Annotated in this window: 20 protein-coding genes; 14 read left to right on the top strand and 6 right to left on the bottom strand. The window is 75.3% G+C overall.

Annotated elements, in window-relative coordinates; genetic code table 11:
* Window positions 1-6 precede the first annotated feature (6 nt).
* Genes JQN70_RS15480 through JQN70_RS15470 form a run of 3 tightly spaced genes read left to right on the top strand, consistent with a single transcriptional unit; the run spans window position 7 to window position 2,980 of the window.
* On the top strand, window positions 7-1,749 hold the full coding sequence (locus JQN70_RS15480; RefSeq protein WP_204132267.1) for a dihydroxyacetone kinase family protein: 1,743 nt from the start codon (window positions 7-9) through the stop codon (window positions 1,747-1,749).
* A 14-nt stretch (window positions 1,750-1,763) separates the two neighbouring features.
* Window positions 1,764-2,213 (top strand): ribose-5-phosphate isomerase, encoded by a 450-nt coding sequence (locus JQN70_RS15475; protein WP_204132367.1) that lies wholly within the window; start codon window positions 1,764-1,766, stop codon window positions 2,211-2,213.
* A 2-nt stretch (window positions 2,214-2,215) separates the two neighbouring features.
* Window positions 2,216-2,980: a triose-phosphate isomerase family protein gene (locus JQN70_RS15470; RefSeq protein WP_307836018.1), complete on the top strand. Its 765-nt coding sequence runs from the start codon at window positions 2,216-2,218 to the stop codon at window positions 2,978-2,980.
* On the opposite strand, the gene JQN70_RS15465 is transcribed toward JQN70_RS15470, so the two are convergent.
* Window positions 2,950-3,960, bottom strand: coding sequence for a YncE family protein (locus JQN70_RS15465; protein ID WP_204132266.1), 1,011 nt, complete (start codon window positions 3,958-3,960; stop codon window positions 2,950-2,952). The two genes, JQN70_RS15470 and JQN70_RS15465, sit on opposite strands and share 31 nt — an antisense overlap.
* 55 nt (window positions 3,961-4,015) lie before the next feature.
* Complete coding sequence (locus JQN70_RS15460; RefSeq protein ID WP_204132265.1) at window positions 4,016-4,822, bottom strand: TspO/MBR family protein; 807 nt, start codon at window positions 4,820-4,822, stop codon at window positions 4,016-4,018.
* A 79-nt stretch (window positions 4,823-4,901) separates the two neighbouring features.
* Here JQN70_RS15460 and JQN70_RS15455 point away from each other — a divergent pair, with 79 nt between their 5' ends.
* The 6 genes from JQN70_RS15455 to JQN70_RS21040 all read left to right on the top strand — a co-directional run bounded on the left by JQN70_RS15455 (window position 4,902) and on the right by JQN70_RS21040 (window position 11,578).
* On the top strand, window positions 4,902-5,168 hold the full coding sequence (locus JQN70_RS15455; protein WP_204132264.1) for a ribonuclease E inhibitor RraB: 267 nt from the start codon (window positions 4,902-4,904) through the stop codon (window positions 5,166-5,168).
* Window positions 5,169-5,294: 126 nt separating this feature from the next.
* The gene (locus JQN70_RS15450; RefSeq protein WP_204132263.1) at window positions 5,295-7,859 is read left to right on the top strand and encodes an ATP-dependent Clp protease ATP-binding subunit; all 2,565 of its coding nucleotides are present in this window, start codon (window positions 5,295-5,297) and stop codon (window positions 7,857-7,859) included.
* 36 nt (window positions 7,860-7,895) lie between these two features.
* On the top strand, window positions 7,896-8,588 hold the full coding sequence (locus JQN70_RS15445) for an LppX_LprAFG lipoprotein (RefSeq protein WP_204132262.1): 693 nt from the start codon (window positions 7,896-7,898) through the stop codon (window positions 8,586-8,588).
* On the top strand, window positions 8,569-10,242 hold the full coding sequence (locus tag JQN70_RS15440) for an MFS transporter (RefSeq protein WP_204132261.1): 1,674 nt from the start codon (window positions 8,569-8,571) through the stop codon (window positions 10,240-10,242). The genes JQN70_RS15445 and JQN70_RS15440 overlap by 20 nt, the downstream gene beginning before the upstream one ends.
* 10 nt (window positions 10,243-10,252) lie before the next feature.
* Complete coding sequence (locus JQN70_RS15435) at window positions 10,253-10,762, top strand: mycothiol transferase (protein WP_204132260.1); 510 nt, start codon at window positions 10,253-10,255, stop codon at window positions 10,760-10,762.
* 3 nt (window positions 10,763-10,765) lie between these two features.
* On the top strand, window positions 10,766-11,578 hold the full coding sequence (locus JQN70_RS21040; protein WP_204132259.1) for an Fpg/Nei family DNA glycosylase: 813 nt from the start codon (window positions 10,766-10,768) through the stop codon (window positions 11,576-11,578).
* A gap of 132 nt (window positions 11,579-11,710) precedes the next feature.
* Here JQN70_RS21040 and JQN70_RS15425 read toward each other — a convergent pair whose 3' ends face one another.
* Together JQN70_RS15425 and JQN70_RS15420 are read right to left on the bottom strand one after the other, a co-directional pair.
* Window positions 11,711-12,124, bottom strand: a complete 414-nt coding sequence (locus JQN70_RS15425) for a hypothetical protein (protein ID WP_204132258.1) — start codon at window positions 12,122-12,124, stop codon at window positions 11,711-11,713.
* 68 nt (window positions 12,125-12,192) lie between these two features.
* Window positions 12,193-12,972, bottom strand: coding sequence for an exodeoxyribonuclease III (locus JQN70_RS15420; protein ID WP_204132257.1), 780 nt, complete (start codon window positions 12,970-12,972; stop codon window positions 12,193-12,195).
* A gap of 55 nt (window positions 12,973-13,027) precedes the next feature.
* On the opposite strand from JQN70_RS15420, the gene JQN70_RS15415 reads away from it, so the two are divergent.
* Window positions 13,028-13,801, top strand: coding sequence for an SDR family NAD(P)-dependent oxidoreductase (locus JQN70_RS15415; protein WP_204132256.1), 774 nt, complete (start codon window positions 13,028-13,030; stop codon window positions 13,799-13,801).
* 83 nt (window positions 13,802-13,884) lie between these two features.
* On the top strand, window positions 13,885-14,328 hold the full coding sequence (locus tag JQN70_RS15410; RefSeq protein WP_204132255.1) for a hypothetical protein: 444 nt from the start codon (window positions 13,885-13,887) through the stop codon (window positions 14,326-14,328).
* 59 nt (window positions 14,329-14,387) lie between these two features.
* On the opposite strand, the gene JQN70_RS15405 is transcribed toward JQN70_RS15410, so the two are convergent.
* Window positions 14,388-14,576 (bottom strand): hypothetical protein, encoded by a 189-nt coding sequence (locus tag JQN70_RS15405; RefSeq protein WP_204132254.1) that lies wholly within the window; start codon window positions 14,574-14,576, stop codon window positions 14,388-14,390.
* A 108-nt stretch (window positions 14,577-14,684) separates the two neighbouring features.
* On the opposite strand from JQN70_RS15405, the gene JQN70_RS15400 reads away from it, so the two are divergent.
* Genes JQN70_RS15400 through JQN70_RS15390 form a run of 3 tightly spaced genes read left to right on the top strand, consistent with a single transcriptional unit; the run spans window position 14,685 to window position 16,500 of the window.
* Window positions 14,685-15,170, top strand: coding sequence for a hypothetical protein (locus tag JQN70_RS15400; RefSeq protein WP_204132253.1), 486 nt, complete (start codon window positions 14,685-14,687; stop codon window positions 15,168-15,170).
* Window positions 15,171-15,222: 52 nt separating this feature from the next.
* Complete coding sequence (pyrE, locus tag JQN70_RS15395) at window positions 15,223-15,777, top strand: orotate phosphoribosyltransferase (protein ID WP_204132252.1); 555 nt, start codon at window positions 15,223-15,225, stop codon at window positions 15,775-15,777.
* A 45-nt stretch (window positions 15,778-15,822) separates the two neighbouring features.
* Window positions 15,823-16,500, top strand: a complete 678-nt coding sequence (locus JQN70_RS15390; protein WP_204132251.1) for a LemA family protein — start codon at window positions 15,823-15,825, stop codon at window positions 16,498-16,500.
* Between the two features lie 84 nt (window positions 16,501-16,584).
* On the opposite strand, the gene JQN70_RS15385 is transcribed toward JQN70_RS15390, so the two are convergent.
* Entirely contained in the window at window positions 16,585-17,160 is a 576-nt protein-coding gene (locus JQN70_RS15385) for an ArsR/SmtB family transcription factor (protein WP_204132250.1), read from the bottom strand.
* Between the last annotated feature and the right edge of the window lie 14 nt (window positions 17,161-17,174).

The raw sequence follows: 17,174 nt of genomic DNA, 5'->3' as shown, positions 1-17,174 counted from the left end.
CCTGTCATGACGCACATCCACGACGACCCGTCCCAGTTCAAGGAGGAGGTCATCGCCGGGTTCGCCCTGGCGTACGCGCGCTACGTGCGGCGGGTGCCGGGTGCGGCCGGGTTCGTCCGCCGCGGCGGGCCGGGCGCCGGGAAGGTGAGCCTCGTCGTCGGCGGCGGGTCGGGCCACTACCCGTCGTACTCCGGGGTGACCGGCGCCGGCTTCGCCGACGGGGCGGTCCTCGGCGACGTGTTCACCTCGCCCTCGACCGAGCAGGTCTACCGGGTGGCGCGGGCCGCGAGCGGCGGTGGCGGGGTCGTCCTCGCGTTCGGCAACTACGCGGGCGACCGCCTGAACTTCGGTGCGGCGCAGAAGCGCCTCGTCGAGGAGGGCATCGACACCCGTGTCGTGTACGTCACCGACGACGTCGCGTCGGCACCGCTGGACGAGAAGGACCGCCGGCGGGGGATCGCCGGGACCTTCACCGTCTACAAGGTCGGCGGCGCCGCAGCCGACCGGGGCGACTCGCTCGACGAGGTCGAGCGCCTCATGCGCCTGGCGAACGACCGCACCTCCTCCTTCGGCGTCGCCTTCGACGGCTGCACGCTGCCGGGCCGTGACGACGCCCTCTTCCACGTCGAGGACGGCCGGATGGACTTCGGCCTCGGCATCCACGGCGAGCCGGGCATCTCCTCCGCGCCCTGGATGCCGGCCCCCGAGCTCGCCGCCGCGCTCGTGGAGAAGGTCCTCGCCGAGCGGCCGGCCGACGCCTCGGGGCGCGCGGCCGTCCTCGTCAACGGCCTCGGCGCGACGAAGTACGAGGAGCTGTTCGTGCTCTACGGGCACGTCGCGCGGTTGCTCGAGGAGGCCGGGGTCGACGCCGTCCAGCCCGAGGTCGGCGAGCTCGTGACGAGCCTCGACATGGCCGGGTGCTCGCTGTCGGTCACCTGGCTCGACGGCGGTCTCGAGGAGCTCTGGGTGGCGCCCGCCGACACGCCGGCCTTCCGTCGCGGCGACGTCGGCGAGCTGCCGACGTACGAGACCGTCGAGGTGGCGTCGACGGCCGACGAGCACGCCGTCGACGTCACCGCGAGCGAGGAGTCGCGGGCGGCCGTTCCGCGCGTGCGGGCCGCCCTCGACGCGATGACCGCGGCGGTCGAGGAGAACGAGGCCGAGCTCGGCCGGATCGACGCCATCGCCGGCGACGGCGACCACGGGCTCGGGATGGTCCGGGGCTGCCGGGCCGCGCGGGAGGCCGCGCACGGGGCGGCGGGGGGCGCGGGCGCGGTCCTCGCCGCGGCCGCGGACGCGTTCGGGGACAAGGCCGGTGGGACGAGCGGCATCCTCTGGGGGATCCTGCTCTCCGGCATCGGCGCGGAGCTCGGCAACGAGCAGGAGGTGACGGCCGAGGTCGTCGCTGCCGCGGTGACCCGGGGCCTCGACGCCGTGCAGGCGGCCGGGGGTGCGCAGGTCGGGGACAAGACCCTCGTCGACGCGCTCGTGCCGTTCGCCGAGACGCTGCGGGCGCGGGTCGGTGCCGGCGACGGGCTCGGCGAGGCCTGGTCGGTGGCGGCCTCGGCCGCGGTCGACGCCGCCCACGAGACCGCTTCCCTGACACCGAGACTCGGGCGGGCCCGGCCGCTGGCCGAGCGCAGCATCGGCACCCCGGACGCCGGCGCGGTGTCGATGGGGCTCATCGTCACGGCCGTCGGCGCCGTCCTGGCCGGCGAGAGCGTCGGCAGCACCGGCGGTGCGTCGTGAGCGCCCCGTACCGGATGCTCGTCGGGTCCGACGTCGCCGGTTTCGACTACAAGGAGGTCCTGCTCGCCGACCTGCGCGAGGACCCGCGGGTGTCCGCCGTCGAGGACCTGGGCGTCACGGCCGAGGACCTCGAGTCCGAGTCGTACGGCGAGGTCGCCATCCGGGCTGCGGAGGCCATCCGCGACGGCCGGGCGGACCGGGCGATCCTCGTGTGCGGCACCGGCATCGGCGTGGCCATCGCCGCCAACAAGGTGTCCGGCATCCGGGCCACCGTGGCGCACGACTCGTTCAGCGTCGAGCGCTCGGTGCTCTCGAACGACTGCCAGGTGCTCACGTTCGGGCAGCGGGTCGTCGGACTGCAGCTCGCGCGGCGCCTCGCGAAGGAGTGGCTCGGCTACGAGTTCGACCCCGCGTCACCCTCGCAGGAGAAGGTGGAGGTCATCTCGGCCTACGAGGGCTGCTGAGGGTGTGGCTCGGCACCAGCTGGAAGATGACGAAGACGCTCGCCGAGGCGCGGGCGTGGACGAGCGCGGTGACCGCCGTGCCGGTGCCCGACGGGGTCGAGGCCTTCGTCCTCCCGTCGCACACCGCGCTCTCGGCCGTCCGTGACGCGGTGCCGTCCGGCCACCGACTGCGAGTGGGGGCGCAGGACGCGCACTGGTCGGACGGCCCGGAACGGACCGGCGAGGTGTCGGTGGCGCAGGTGCGCGACGCCGGGGCGTCCCTCGTCGAGGTCGGGCACTCCGAGCGCCGGCTGGGGCTCGGGGAGGACGACGCGCTGGTCGCCCGCAAGGCCCGGGCGGTCCTCGACGGCGGCCTGACCCTGCTGCTCTGCGTCGGCGAGACCGCCGAGGTCCGCGCGGGCGGCGGGCACCGACGACACGTCGCCGGGCAGGTGCGCTCCGCACTGGCCGCGCTGCGTCCGGAGCAGGCTGCCTCGGTCGTCGTGGCCTACGAGCCCGTGTGGTCGATCGGCGTGGACGGTCGTCCGGCCGCCCCGACCGACGTCGCCCCGGTGGTCGACGCGCTGCGTGCCGCACTCACCGACCTCGCCTCCGGCGTCGACGTCCCGGTCCTGTACGGCGGGAGCGTGGACCCGGCGAACGCGGAGGCGCTGCTCGACACCGGGGTCGACGGGCTGTTCGTCGGGCGTGCCGCCTGGGAGCCGGGTGGGTACCTCGCCCTGCTGGACCTCGTCGCTCAGCGGGCGGGGAGGCGGGTCACCCAGTAGGAGGCGGTGGCGGGCGACGGTGTCCCGAAGCGGGCGTTGACGGCCCACAGGGACCCGGCGGCGTACGTGGCGGTCGAGGGCACGTCGAGCGTCTTGTCGGTCAGCGCCCCGCGCCAGCGGGCCGTCCATTCGCGATGGCCGCAGCCGAGGGACAGCACCGACACCTCGTTCTGGCCGCTGCCGCGGACCACCCAGAGCGTCGAGCCGCGCAGCTCGAGACCGTCACCACCGGTGATACCCGGACCCCCGGAGACCGGGACCTCGCGGACCCGGCCGGTGCGGGGGTCGGCGGCCCACAGGCCGCCCTCGGTGCTGTGGTCGAGCAGCGCGGTTCCTCGGGTCACGCGGATGCCGTTGGCGGCGAGGTTGGTGCCGTCGTAGCCCGGCCAGTCCCCGCCGAGGGGAACGAACCGCGGTGTGCCGGAAGTCGGCCGGCCGCGCTTGTCGAGCTCGATGGCGGTCAGCCGGTCGACCCGCGAGTCGGTGACCCAGACCGTGCGACCCGCGATGTCGAGGTCGTTGAGGAACCCGCCGCCCGGGACGACGATGTCGGCGACGACGGTGCCCCGCCGGGCGTCGACCGCCCACACGTGCGCGACGATGCCGACGTTGCCGACCGCCCACACCAGCCCGGAGCGGCCGTCCCAGCGCAGGCCGCGCAGCTGGCGACCCGTGGCCCCGGGCAGGAGCACCCGCTGCCGGCCGCGCGCGAGGTCGCCGGTGACGATGCGTCCGTCGTTGAGCGAGCCGACGTAGTACGTCGTGCCGGGCCCGGACGTGATGCCCTCCGGCTGGATCCCGTCCGGCAGGCGCACCGTGTCGGGGAGGCGCGGGGCGTGGTGGCCGTGGTCGCGGCCGTGGGCGGCGGCGCGGTCGGGGGCGAGCAGGAACGCCCCGGCGCCCACGGCGGCGGCGGTGACGGCGGTGCGGCGCGAGGGCCCGGGGAGGGCGACGGCGGGGGCGGTTCGTGTCGTGTCCATGCTCCACCGTGCCCCGCCCGCGCGGGGAGCGGGGCGATCGGTGCAGCCGGGCCGCTCAGGCGTCGAGGCGCGGCCGGACGCGGGCCGGGGCCGCGAGGACGACGACGGCGGCCACGAGCGCGGCACCGCCGACGAGGGTCGAGGCGGGCTCGTCGGCCAGCCGGCCCCAGCCGATCCAAGCCAGGCCCCAGGCCATCGCGACGGCGACCGCCCAGCGACCGCCGAACCGCCGGGCGTACAGGACCCCGAGGCCGGCGGCCACGGCGAGGACGACGACGGCGAGGGCCTCCGCGACGACACCCCCCGGGTCGACGCCGCTCTCGATGAGCGTCGTCGTGACGTTCGCGACCGTCGCCACGCTCACCCAGCCGAGGTAGAGCCCGAAGGTGCCGTCGACGAGGACGGACTCGGCGTGCCCGTACGACGGGTGCTCCTGGAGGCGGCGGACGAGGAGGCCGAGGGTGAGGGCCAGCGCGATGATGACGACGACGCTCGCCCACAGCCAGCCCTGCTGGGTGACGAGCAGCCAGCCGGCGTTGAGGACCATCGAGGCGGCGACGAGCCACCCGATGGCGCGGTGCCGGGGCTCGGCGGCCTGCTGGGGCAGCCACTGCCAGACGGTGTAGCCGAGGAGCCCGAGGTAGATCGGGGTCCAGATGGAGAAGGCCGGCCCGGCCGGCGCGACGAGCGTGGCGTCGGCGGCCAGCGCCCCGCCCGAGGACTCCTCGACGCGGGTGCCGATGACCCCGACGCCGACGAGCGTGCCGACGACGCAGAAGACCTCCGCGAGCGTGACGCCCACCTGGCGCAGCCGGTCGGCGGACGTGGGGGCGGTCGAGGTCGTCACGGTGCCGGCGCTCATGGCACGACGCTAGCCGGGGCAGGCGCGACGGCCCTGCGGCAGGGGCGCACCGGTGCCTCCCGCGTCCATACTTGGCGGCGTGACCGAGCACCTCATCGTCTTCCCGGACCGCGAGACCGCCGAGGACGTCGCCGACGGGCTGCGCGAGGACGGTTTCGACGACGTGCGGGTGGTCCGGGAGGCCCTCGCCAGGGAAGACGACGCCGAGGACCACGAGTGGGGTGTCTACGTGCGCGAGGAGAACGTCGTCGACGAGAGCCGGCCCGTGGCCCAGGGCCTGCGCGACCGGTTCGCGGCGCTCGCCGAGGAGCGCGGCGGCTGGTACGACCCGGACCCGGCCGGCTGACCGGGACGGGCCGTGACCTGCACCTCGTCCGGCTCGCGGGAGCGCCTTGAGCGGAATACACTCAACTTTGGTGAGCGTTGTCCCGAGTGACGCCCCGACCCCCGCACGACCAGGAGAGACACCCGCATGGAGCTGAAGCCGACGACGAAGGTCGCGGAGGCCCTCGCCCTCGCCCAGCGCGCCGCGCAGACCGCCGGCCACCCCGAGGTCACCCCCGACCACTTGACGAGCGCCGCCGTGCGCCTCGACACCCCGCTCGCCGACGCGCTCCTCACCGCGGCCGGCACCGGCGCCGCCCACGTGCTCGGGCAGGCCGACGCCCGCCTGAGGTCGCTGCCGACCACGAGCGGCGCCGCGACCTCCCCGACCCTCGGGCGCGAGGCGGTCGCCGTCCTCCAGCAGGCCGACACCCTCATGCGCGCGAAGGGCGACACCTTCCTCGCCCTCGACCTGCTCCTGCTCGCCCTCGCCGAGACTGGGCACCTCGCCGCCGTCGAGAAGCGCGGCGCGGCCGACATGGAGCGCCGCATCACCGAGCTGCGCGACGGCCGCCAGGTCACCTCCGAGACCCCGGTCGAGGGCGGCGAGGCGCTCGCGCAGTACGGCACCGACCTCACCCAGGCCGCCCGCGACGGCCGCCTCGACCCCGTCATCGGCCGCGACGACGAGATCCGCCGGGTCGTGCAGGTCCTCTCACGCCGGACGAAGAACAACCCGGTGCTCATCGGCGAGCCCGGCGTCGGCAAGACCGCCGTCGTCGAGGGCCTCGCCCAGCGCATCGTCGACGGTGACGTCCCGGAGTCGTTGCGGGACAAGCGACTCGTCAGCCTCGACCTCGGCGCGATGGTCGCCGGCGCGAAGTACCGCGGCGAGTTCGAGGAGCGGCTCAAGGCCGTCCTCGAGGAGATCAAGGGCTCCGACGGCCTGGTCGTCACCTTCATCGACGAGCTGCACACCGTCGTGGGCGCCGGCGCCACCGGCGAGTCGGCGATGGACGCGAGCAACATGCTCAAGCCGATGCTGGCCCGCGGCGAGCTGCGCCTCGTCGGCGCGACGACCCTCGACGAGTACCGCGAGCACGTCGAGAAGGACCCCGCGCTCGAGCGCCGCTTCCAGCAGGTCTACGTCGGCGAGCCGTCGGTCGAGGACACCGTCGCCATCCTCCGCGGCCTCAAGGAGCGCTACGAGGCGCACCACAAGGTCGAGATCGAGGACGCCGCGCTCGTCGCCGCCGCCGCCCTGTCCGACCGGTACATCACCGGACGGCAGCTGCCGGACAAGGCGATCGACCTCGTCGACGAGGCCGCCTCGCGCCTGCGGATGGAGATCGACTCCAGCCCGGTCGAGATCGACGTCCTGCGCCGTGCCGTCGACCGGCTGCGGATGGAGGAGCTGCACCTGGTCAAGGAGACCGACGAGGCCTCGATCGAGCGGCTCGGGCGGCTGCGGGCCGACCTCGCCGACAAGGCCGAGGAGCTCGCCGCGCTCACCGCGCGCTGGGAGGCCGAGAAGGAGGGCCTCAACCGGGTCGGTGACCTCAAGGCCCGCCTCGACGACCTGCGCACCCAGGCCGAGCGGCTCCAGCGCGACGGCGACTACGAGGGCGCGTCGCGCCTGCTCTACGGCGAGATCCCCGCGCTCCAGACCCAGCTCGAGGCCGCCGTCGCCGCCGAGACCGCCGGCGACGCGGACCTCATGGTCAAGGAGAGGGTGGGCCCCGACGACATCGCCGAGGTCATCGCGGCGTGGACCGGCATCCCGGCCGGCCGCCTGCTCCAGGGCGAGACCGAGAAGCTGCTCTCGATGGAGTCGATCATCGGCTCCCGGCTCATCGGGCAGGCCGAGGCGGTGCGCGCGGTGTCCGACGCCGTGCGCCGCAGCCGCGCCGGCATCGCCGACCCCGACCGCCCGACCGGGTCGTTCCTCTTCCTCGGTCCGACCGGCGTCGGCAAGACCGAACTCGCGAAGTCGTTGGCGGACTTCCTCTTCGACGACGAGCGGGCGATGGTCCGGCTCGACATGTCCGAGTACTCCGAGCGGCACGCGGTGGCCCGGCTCATCGGTGCCCCGCCCGGCTACGTCGGCTACGAGGAGGGCGGGCAGCTCACCGAGGCCGTGCGGCGTCGCCCGTACTCCGTCGTGCTGCTCGACGAGGTCGAGAAGGCCCACCCGGAGACGTTCGACATCCTCCTCCAGGTCCTCGACGACGGCCGGCTCACCGACGGGCAGGGCCGCACGGTCGACTTCCGCAACGTCATCCTCGTCATGACCTCGAACCTCGGGTCGCAGTACCTCGTCGACCCGACGATGGACCCCGACGCCCGGCGCGAGGCCGTGATGGCCACGGTGCGCCAGGCCTTCAAGCCCGAGTTCCTCAACCGGCTCGACGAGGTCGTCGTCTTCGATCCGCTCTCCACCGACGAGCTGGCGCGCATCGTCGACCTCCAGGTCCGGGCCCTCGCGACCCGGCTCGCCGACCGGCGCATCGACCTCGCGGTCACCGACGCCGCGAAGGCCTGGCTGGCCCGCACCGGCCACGACCCCGCGTTCGGGGCCCGGCCGCTGCGCCGGCTGGTCCAGCGCGAGATCGGCGACCGGCTCGCCACCGCCCTCCTCGCCGGCGAGGTGCGCGACGGCGACACCGTGACGGTCGGCACCGACGCCGCGGGCGACGGGCTCGTCCTGACCTGATCCGCGGGGCGGCGCGTGGCGGTTACCCTGACCGCCATGCGCCGCCGCCCCGTCCTCGCCCTCCTGGCCGCGGCCACCCTCCTCGTCGCCGGGTGCGACGGCGGTGGCGACGAGGCACCCGCGAAGTCACCGACCCAGCGGCTCGAGGCCGCCCGCGCGGCGCTGGCCTCCGCGGGCAGCGTCGCCCTCGACCTCGCGAGCACCGACGTCCCCGCCACGGAGAACGGCGTGAGCGCCGCCAAGGGCCAGGGCGTCGTCGACGCCGCCGAGCCGAAGTTCGAGGGCACCATCACCGGCACCGTGCGCGGTGTGGCCGCGACCGTCGACGTCATCGCGGTCGGCGAGGACGCCTACCTCAAGCTCTTCACGCCGGACTTCGAGAAGTTCGACCTCTCGACCCTCAACGCCCCGAACCCGGCGGGCTTCTTCGACCCGGCCGACGGCATCGCCGGGCTGCTGCCCCAGACCGGGAGCCCGAAGGCCGGGGGCCAGGTGCGTGCCGGCAAGGAGGTGCTCACCCAGATCTCGGGAACGCTTCCCGCACAGCGCGTCTCGGACCTCTTCCACCTCGGCGACGGCACCGGGACGTACCGGGTGACCTTCGGCCTCACCGACGCCGACCAGCTGCGCACGGCGACGCTCGTCGGGCCGTTCTTCGAGGGCGGCGACTCCACGTACACCCTCACGCTCACCGACTACGGCAAGCCCGTTGAGATCACCCGCCCCTAGGGCGCTGCTCGGCGCGGCCTCGGTGGCGGTCGCGCTCGCCGCGGCCGACACCTACGTCGTCGTCCTCGCGCTCACCGACATGATGCGCGGCGTCGGGGTCGGCATCGACTCCCTCCAGCGGGCGACGCCCATCGTCTCCGGCTTCCTCCTCGGCTACGTCGCGGTGCTGCCGCTCGTCGGCCGCCTCGCCGACCTCGTCGACCGGCGGCGCGTGCTGCTCGGCTGCCTCGCCGTCTTCGTCCTCGGCTCGATGGTCACCGCGCTGGCCGTCGAGCTGCCGGTGCTCGTCGCGGGACGGGTGGTGCAGGGCGTCGGCGGCGGCGGGCTCGTCCCCGCGACGCTCGCGCTCGTCGCCGACCTCTGGCCGGCGGGACGCCGGGGGGTGCCGCTCGGGGTCGTGGGCGCAGTGCAGGAGCTGGGGTCGGTCCTCGGGCCGGTGCTCGGCGCGGCCGTCCTCGTCGTCGCGGACTGGCGCGCCATCTTCTGGCTCGGGGCGGCCGCCGGGGTGGTCCTCGCCGCGGCGGTGGTCGTCACGGGCGGGGGAGGGGTGCGCCGGCCGCGGCCGGTCCCGGCCGTCCTCGGGACGCTGGCCGTGGCCGTCGGCTGGCTGGCCCTCGCGGCGCCGCAGGCCCTCGTGACGAGCGTCGACCTCGGGCTGCCGTTCGTCCCCTTCGGAGAGGCCACCTCGCGGCTCGCGACACCGGTGGGGGTGGTCGCCGCGGTCCTCGCCGTCGCCGCCCTCGGGGCGATGATGCACGGTCGGTGGGGCGCCCTGCGCCGGGTCGACCTGCTCGGGGCCGCGCTCGTCGGCGGGGCGCTCGGGGCCGTCGTCCTCACCTTCGCCGCCGCGGAGCCGGAGCGCGAGGTCGTCGGACCGCTCGGCTACGCGCTGCTGCCCGTCGCGGCCCTCCTCGTCCTCGCCTACGTCGTGCACCACCGGCGGTCCGTCGCGCCGCTCGTCCCGAGGGGGCTCGTGCGCGGCCGGCTGCTGCGCGCGCTCGGGGTCTCGCTCCTCGCCGGGGTGGCCCTCGTCGCGGTCGTCGTCGACGTCCCCCTGCTCGCCCGGCTCGTGTACACGGAGGACCAGGGCGAGGCGGCCCTCGTCCTCGTCCGCTTCCTCGTCGCCGTGCCGGTCGGGGCGCTGGCCGGTGGGTGGCTCCTGCGACGGCTGCGGGCGGGCGCGATCGCCGGGGGAGGGCTCGCGCTCACCGCCGTCGGGCTGGGGGTGATGTCGACCTGGGGCCCGGGGTCGCTCGAGCAGTGGGGCGCCACCGTCGTGCTCGCCGTCACCGGTCTCGGCATCGGGTTGGCCCTCGCGCCGGTCAACGACGCCGCGCTCGCCGAGTCGTCCGAGGAGACCCACGGCACCGCGTCCGCCCTCGTCGTCGTCGCGCGGATGGTCGGGATGGTCGTCGGGCTGGCCCTGCTCACCGCGGTGGGGTTGCACGCCTACTACGGGGCGGTCGCCGCCCTCCCGGACCCCACGGACACCGATGCCCTGCGCGAGGCGGCCGTCGTCCAGGTGTCGTCGGTCTTCCGGGGCGCGGCCGGCGCGGCGGTGCTCGGGGCGCTGCTGGCCCTCACCCTCGGCCGCTCCGGCCGCCCGGCGGGCGCCACCGTCCCGGAGGGGTTGGCGGTCGGCGGGCGCGGGTAGCGTCAGCACCATGGCCACCACGAGCGACCTCCTCCTCGACGCCTTCGACCGCGTGCGCGAGACGGTGCACGGCCTCCTCGACGACCTCCCCGAGGAGCGGCTCGCCGAGCCGCCGGCCGAGGGCGCCAACACCGTCGCCTGGCTCGTCTGGCACCTGACCCGCGTCCTCGACACCCACGTCGCCGACGCCTTCGACCGCGACGTCGTGTGGACCGCCGACGGCTGGGCCGACCGCTTCGGCCTGCCGTTCCCGGCCAGCGCCCACGGGTACGGGATGGACTACGCCGACGTCCTCGCCGTGTGCGCCTCGGCCGCCGACCTGCGCGGGTACTTCGACGCCACCGCAACCCTCGTCGACGACGCCCTGCGCGGGGTCACCGACGCCGACCTCGACCGCGTCGTCGACGAGGACTGGGACCCGCCGGTCACCCTCGGGGTGCGGCTCGTCAGCGCGATCAACGACGCCACCCAGCACGTCGGGCAGGCGGCCTACGCGGCCGGCATCCTCACCCGTCGCTGACCGGTGCCCGAGCTCCCCGAGGTCGAGTCGGCCCGGGCCGTCATCGAGCGGGCCGGGTTGCGCCGCACCGTCGTCGACGTCGACGACTCCGACACCTGGGAGTGCCGGCCGCACCGTCCCGGCGAGATCCGCGACGCCCTCGTCGGGCACCGGCTCACCGCGGCGCACCGGCGCGGCAAGTCGATCTGGTGCGACGTCGACGGCGAGGGGTCACCGACGCTCGGCCTCCACCTCGGGATGAGCGGGCGCATCCTCGTCAGCGGCCCGGAGGGCGCCGCCGAGGGCGGCGACTACCAGGGCACCGGCCGCCGGGCCGACCCGCGCCGCCGGAAGGAGGAGTGGTTCCGCTTCACCCTGTGGTTCGACGACGGCGGTGCGCTGCGGCTGCTCGACCCGCGTCGCCTCGGCCGGGTGCGGCTCGACCCCGACGTCGAGGCCCTCGGCCCGGACGCCGCGGAGGTCGGCCGCGCGGAGTTCCGCGAGCGGGTCGGGCGCGGGCGGCTGCCGGTCAAGGCCCGGCTGCTCGACCAGGGCACCCTCGCCGGGGTGGGCAACCTGCTCGCCGACGAGGTCCTCTGGCAGGCGCGCCTCGACCCGCGTCGGCCCGCGGGTGAGCTGTCGGTCGACGAGCTCGACGAGCTGCGCCGACGGGTGCGGACGGCCGTGCGCCAGGCCGTCCGGCGCGGTGGGGTGCACACCCTCGAGGTGGTCGCGCACCGGGGGCCGTCCGGGCACTGCCCGCGCTGCGGGGCCGAGATGCGGCGGGCCACCGTGGGCGGGCGCACCACCTGGTTCTGCCCCCGCGAGCAGGTCTGACGGCAGCGGGCGAGTACCCCTCAGTCGCCACCAGGAAGCCTTCATGGTGGCGGGATGGGGGTGTTCACCCCACATCTGCTGCCAGGGAACCTTCCTGGTGGCGCGCTGGGGGCGGGAGCGCTGGTGGGCGCGTCAGGCGCGGCGGACCCGGGGACCCGACCCCTCGCCGTCGACCCCCACCGGAACCGGCAGCGGCGCCACCCCCGTGAGGCACTTGCGGTAGCGCAGGTGCCCCGGCCAGCGGGCGAGCTCGTCCCAGAGCGCGGCGTGGGCGGCCCACGGCAGCGGCTCGGCGCCCTCGCGCCACGACGCGCCGAACGACACCCACACCGGCACCCAGTCGGCGGCGTCGTCCCACGCCCCCCGCCGGGCCTCGACGACGCGCCGGCGGTACTGGAAGGCCTGCCGCGGCCCGTCGGCGCAGATGGGCGCCGTCGCCATCGGCCACACCCGCAGGTCGAGGTGCATGAGGCTCACCTCGAGCGCGGCGAGCACCGTCGGGTCGACGAGGAGCGTCGCGACGTTCTCGTGCGGCGGGCGGGTCATCCCGGCACGGTAACCCCGACCGCCGACGTCCGTCAGCCCCCGCCCGGCCCTCGACGCCGGGGCGGACCTCAGTCGTCGAGCTCGACGACGACCGGCGCGTGGTCGCTGGCGCCGGTGCCCTTGCGCTCCTCGCGATCGATGGCCGCACCCGCGACCCGGGCCGCGAACGACGCCGAGCCCAGCACGAAGTCGATGCGCATCCCGCGCTTCTTGGGGAAGGCGAGGCGCTGGTAGTCCCAGTACGTGTACGCGCCGGGGGTGTGCGGGCGGACGACGTCGACGAACCCGGCGTCGAGGAAGGCATGGAACGCGGCGCGCTCGGGCGGGCTGACGTGCGACTTGTCGAGGTAGTACTCCATCGACCAGACGTCCTCGTCGCGCGGGGCGATGTTCCAGTCGCCGCAGAGCGCGACCGGTGTGCCGTCGGCGGCCCACTCGACCGCGCGGTCGCGCAGCTGCCCGAGCCAGGCGAGCTTGTACGCCATGTGCGGGTCGTCGAGCGCCCGTCCGTTGGGCACGTAGACCGACCAGAAGCGGACCCCGCCGCACGTCGCCCCGATGGCCCGCGCCTCGGCGGCCAGCGGCTCGCCCCACCCGGGGTCGCCCTCGAAGCCGACCTGGACGTCGTCGAGACCGACCCGCGACAGCACCGCGACGCCGTTCCACTGGTTGAGGCCGTGGTGGGCGACCTCGTAGCCGAGCGCCTCGAACCGGTCGAAGGGGAACTGGTCCTCGCGGGCCTTGGTCTCCTGCATGCAGAGGACGTCGACGTCGGTGCGCCGCAGCCAGTCCTCGACACGGTCGATGCGGGAGCGGATCGAGTTGACGTTCCAGGTGGCGATGCGCACCCGCCCACCCTAACGACGCGCGCCGACGCCGCCCGGCGGACCTAGGGTCGGTGCCATGAGCACCGCCCTCGTCACCGGCGCCTCGGCCGGCATCGGCCGCGCCTTCGCCGAACGCCTGGCCCACGACGGCCACGACCTCGTCCTCGTCGCCCGCGACCGCGCCCGCCTCGAGCGCCTCGTGGGCGAGCTGCGCGAGCGGCACGGCACCGCCGCCGAGGTGCTCGTCGCCGACCTCGCCGACCGCGAGCAGACCGAGGAGGTGTGCCGCCGGTTAGCCGACCCCGACCGCCCCGTCGACGTCCTCGTCAACAACGCCGGCTTCGGGCTGCACCGGCCCTTCCTCGACAACGACGTCGTCCAGGAGGAGGCCGCGCTCGACGTCATGGTCCGCGCCGTGATGCTCACCTGCCACGCCGCCGGCCGGGCGATGCGCGAGCGGGGCCGCGGCACGATCGTCAACGTCGGCTCGGTCGCCGGGTTCATGGCCAACGGCACCTACGCGGCCGAGAAGTCCTTCGTCACGGTGTTCAGCGAGGCGCTCGCCGGCCAGCTGCGCGGGACCGGTGTCGGCGTCACCGCGGTCTGCCCCGGGCTGACCCGCAGCGAGTTCCACACCCGCGCGCGGATGTCGCTGCCCGGCGTCCCGCGGGCGCTCTGGACCGAGGCCGCCGAGGTGGCGCAGCAGGGGCTCGCGGACGCCGCCGCCGGCAAGGTCGTCTCGGTCCCCGGCGCGCAGTGGAAGGTCGCCAGCCTCGTGGTGCGGGCCCTGCCGCGTCCGCTCGTGCGCGGGGGCGCGGCCCGGCTCGTCGAGGCGCTGCGCCGCCGCTGAGCGCGGCCCGGTATCAGCCGCCACCCCGCGTCCTCCTCCCCGGTGACCCGCACCACGCGGGTGGACGGACGAGGGAGGACCCCATGGCACTGAACTGGAAGGCACTCGCGAAGCTCGGGCTCATCCCGCCCGAGGCGTGGGACGCGGTCATCCCGCACGGGCACCTCGTGGCCCGCGGGGTCGGCCGGCTCGACGTGGCGGCGCTCAACCCGCAGCCGCTGCCACCGAAGGAGGCCGAGGTCGGGGCCGACCTGCTGCGCGGTGTCCTCCTCGGCGCGATCATCGTCGTCGGTGGCCGGGACGGCGCCGGGAAGGGCTTCCTCGACGAGGTCGACGACTGGTGCGGCACCGGGTGGCCGCGCCGCTGGCCGCGTCCGGTGCCCCCGAAGGGCTGGGACGACGGGCAGGTCTTCGCGGCCGCCGCCGTGACCGCCGCCGCCCTCGCCGCGCAGTACGACCACGACCCGGAGATGCAGGAGGCGCTCGGCGCCGCCGCCGAACGGCTCCTGGAGCAGGCCGGCGCCTGAGCCCGGTCCGCGCGCGCCACGGGCCGGCCGCCCCTCCGCGGCCGGCCCGTCCGCGCGCGTCAGTCGACGTCGAAGATGGAGTGCTTGTCGTAGAAGTGGAGGACGTACCGGCACTGCCGGCACACGAGGAGGGTCATCCGGTGCGAGGTGAACCCCCACCGGGACTCCTGCCGTGACTCCTCGCGCTGGAAGTCGGTGCACCCGCAGAGGGGGCAGCGCAGCTGGGGCGTGGTCGCGGGCTGGGTCATCGGGGCTCCTCGGGACGGTCGGTGGATCCTCCGACGCCGGCTGCCCTGCCGGGGTTCCCGCGGGGGCATCCCTACCGGTCAGGGGCCTGCCGGACGTACCCTCGGGTGGTGCGACCCGCCGCCGAGACGGCGGTGCTCCGCGAGTACCGCCACCTGCTGCGCACCGGCCCTGTCGACTGGCAGGAGACGGCGCACCGGCACGCCCTGACCAGCCTCGGCTCGGCCGCCCGCACGCAGCTGCTCGGCGAGGTGCGCCGGCTCCTCCTCGTCGGCACCCGGCTGCGCCCGGACGACGTCCACGAGGTGGCCCGCCTCCTCGTCCTCGCCGAACGGCACCGCCCGCGCATCCTCCTCGACGGCATGCGTCCGGACCTGCTGCGGCTGCTCGCCCGGGCGGTCGTCGCGAGCCCGGCGGGGCGGACCCTCGCCGTCGGTCGCGACGTCTGGGACGGCACCGACCCCCTCCCGCCGGTCGCCCACGAGTCCTCGGTCCCGGGCGGTGTCGGCTGGGGCGGCGAGTGGGGGACCGGGGTGGTCTCCACCGACCTCGGGGCCGCGTTCTACGGGTCGGTCCCCCCGCGCCGCCGGGCCTGAGCCCCTCGGACGCAGCGGGCGCTCGCCGCGGCCGAACCCCTACGGTGGTGCCGTGACCGACATCGCCGCCGACCGCGCCCGCCTCCTCGAGATCGTCCGCGACAAGGCCGTCGTCCACGGCCGCGTCACCCTCTCCTCGGGGAAGGAGGCCGACTACTACGTCGACCTGCGCCGCATCACCCTCGACGGCGAGGCGAGCCCGCTCGTCGGGCGGGTGATGCTCGACCTCGTCGCCGACCTCGAGTTCGACGCCGTCGGGGGGCTGACCCTCGGCGCAGACCCCGTCGCCACCGCGATGCTCCACGCGCGGGCCGCGGCGGGCGGGCGGCTCGACGCCTTCGTCGTCCGCAAGGCCGGCAAGGCCCACGGGCTCCAGCAGCGCATCGAGGGTCCGTCGGTCGCGGGCCGGCGCGTCCTCGTCGTCGAGGACACCTCGACCACCGGCGCCTCCCCGCTCGACGCCGCGCAGGCCGTCCAGGAGGCGGGGGCCACGGTCGTCGCCGTCGCGACCATCGCCGACCGCGCGACCGGCGCCGCGGAGAAGTTCGCGGACGCCGGGCTTGAGTACCGGCACGTCTACGGCCTCGAGGACCTCGGCCTCGCCTGACCCAGGCCCTACGATCGACCCAGCCGACCGGACCCGGAGGACCTCGTGATCGTCACCATCGTCGTCGTCGTCATCGTGCTCGCCCTCGTCCTCTGGGCGGTCGGCGCGTACAACGGCCTCATCAAGCTGCGCAACCTCGTCCAGGAGGCGTGGCGCCAGATCGACGTCGAGCTGACCCGCCGGCACGACCTCATCGGCAACCTCGTCGAGACCGTCAAGGGCTACGCGGCGCACGAGCGCGGCACCCTCGAGGACGTCGTCGCGGCACGGTCCGCGGCGATGGCGCCCGGCCAGTCCCCGGCCCAGCAGGCCGAGAGCGAGAACATGCTCAGCCAGGCGCTCGGTCGGCTGCTCGCGATCGTCGAGGCCTACCCCGACCTCAAGGCCAACGAGAACTTCATGGCCCTCCAGAACGAGCTGACCTCCACCGAGGACCGCATCGCCTCGGCCCGGCGGTACTACAACGCGACGGTCCGCGACCTCAACACCAAGGTCGAGACGGTGCCGACGAACATCGTCGCGAACCTCTTCCACATCGAGCGGGCCGAGTACTTCGAGGCGGTCGGCGAGCAGCGTGAGGCGCCGAAGGTCGACTTCGGCCAGCGCGAGGCCACCATCCCGCCGCCGAGCAGCTACCAGGCACCGGGTGCCCCGGGTTCGGCTGCGCCGGAGCCCGGTTCGACCCCTCCGCCCGCGCCCCCCGCCGCCGGCCCCTCGGCCTGACCACCGCCCTCGCCCGTCGGTCGAGGTGAAACGCGACCGGGATGGGGTCGGGTATCACCTCGACCCACAGGCGGCGACGCCGGTTCAGGCGTCGGGGGTGGCGGCCTCGTCGGCGGGCAGGACCAGCGCGTAGACGTTGTAGGGACGGGCCCCCTCGGGATGGTCGCGCCGTGACCGCCCGCGGTGGCGCCGGACCACCTCGTGCAGCGCCTCGCGCAGCTCCGCCTCCTCGGCGCCGGTGAGCCACAGCCGACCTCGTGAGGTCATGCCGTGGCTCTCGCCGTCGCCGACCGCGTCGACGAGGCGGTCGAGGTCACCCTCGAGGTCCGAGAACCACGTGTGCACCGAGCGGCGGCTGACCGCCTCACCGGCTCCCCGGTGCGCCTCCGGCGTGACGTTGATGGCGTTCGCCGTCGCGCGCCACGGTCGCTCGCGGCCGTCGGTGCTCTCGTCGCGCTCGACGATGCCCCACTTCTCCAGCGCGCGCAGGTGGTAGCTCATCGCCGAGGGGGAGAGCCCGCAGATCCGGCCGGCCTCGGTGGCGGTGAGCACCTCGCCCGAGAACAGCTCGGTGATGACCTGCTGGCGGGCCGGGTGGGCGAGGGCGCGCAGTGCGCGGGGGTCGGTGATCCGCAGCTCGGAGCGGTCGGGCGCGGCCATGGCGCCGATGGTAG

The sequence above is a fragment of the Phycicoccus sonneratiae genome (assembly GCF_016887965.1).
In the GTDB taxonomy this organism is placed as follows: Bacteria; Actinomycetota; Actinomycetes; order Actinomycetales; family Dermatophilaceae; genus Phycicoccus; species Phycicoccus sonneratiae.
Note: the sequence above shows the minus strand (reverse complement) of the source record. Positions and strands in the feature narration are given on the sequence as shown.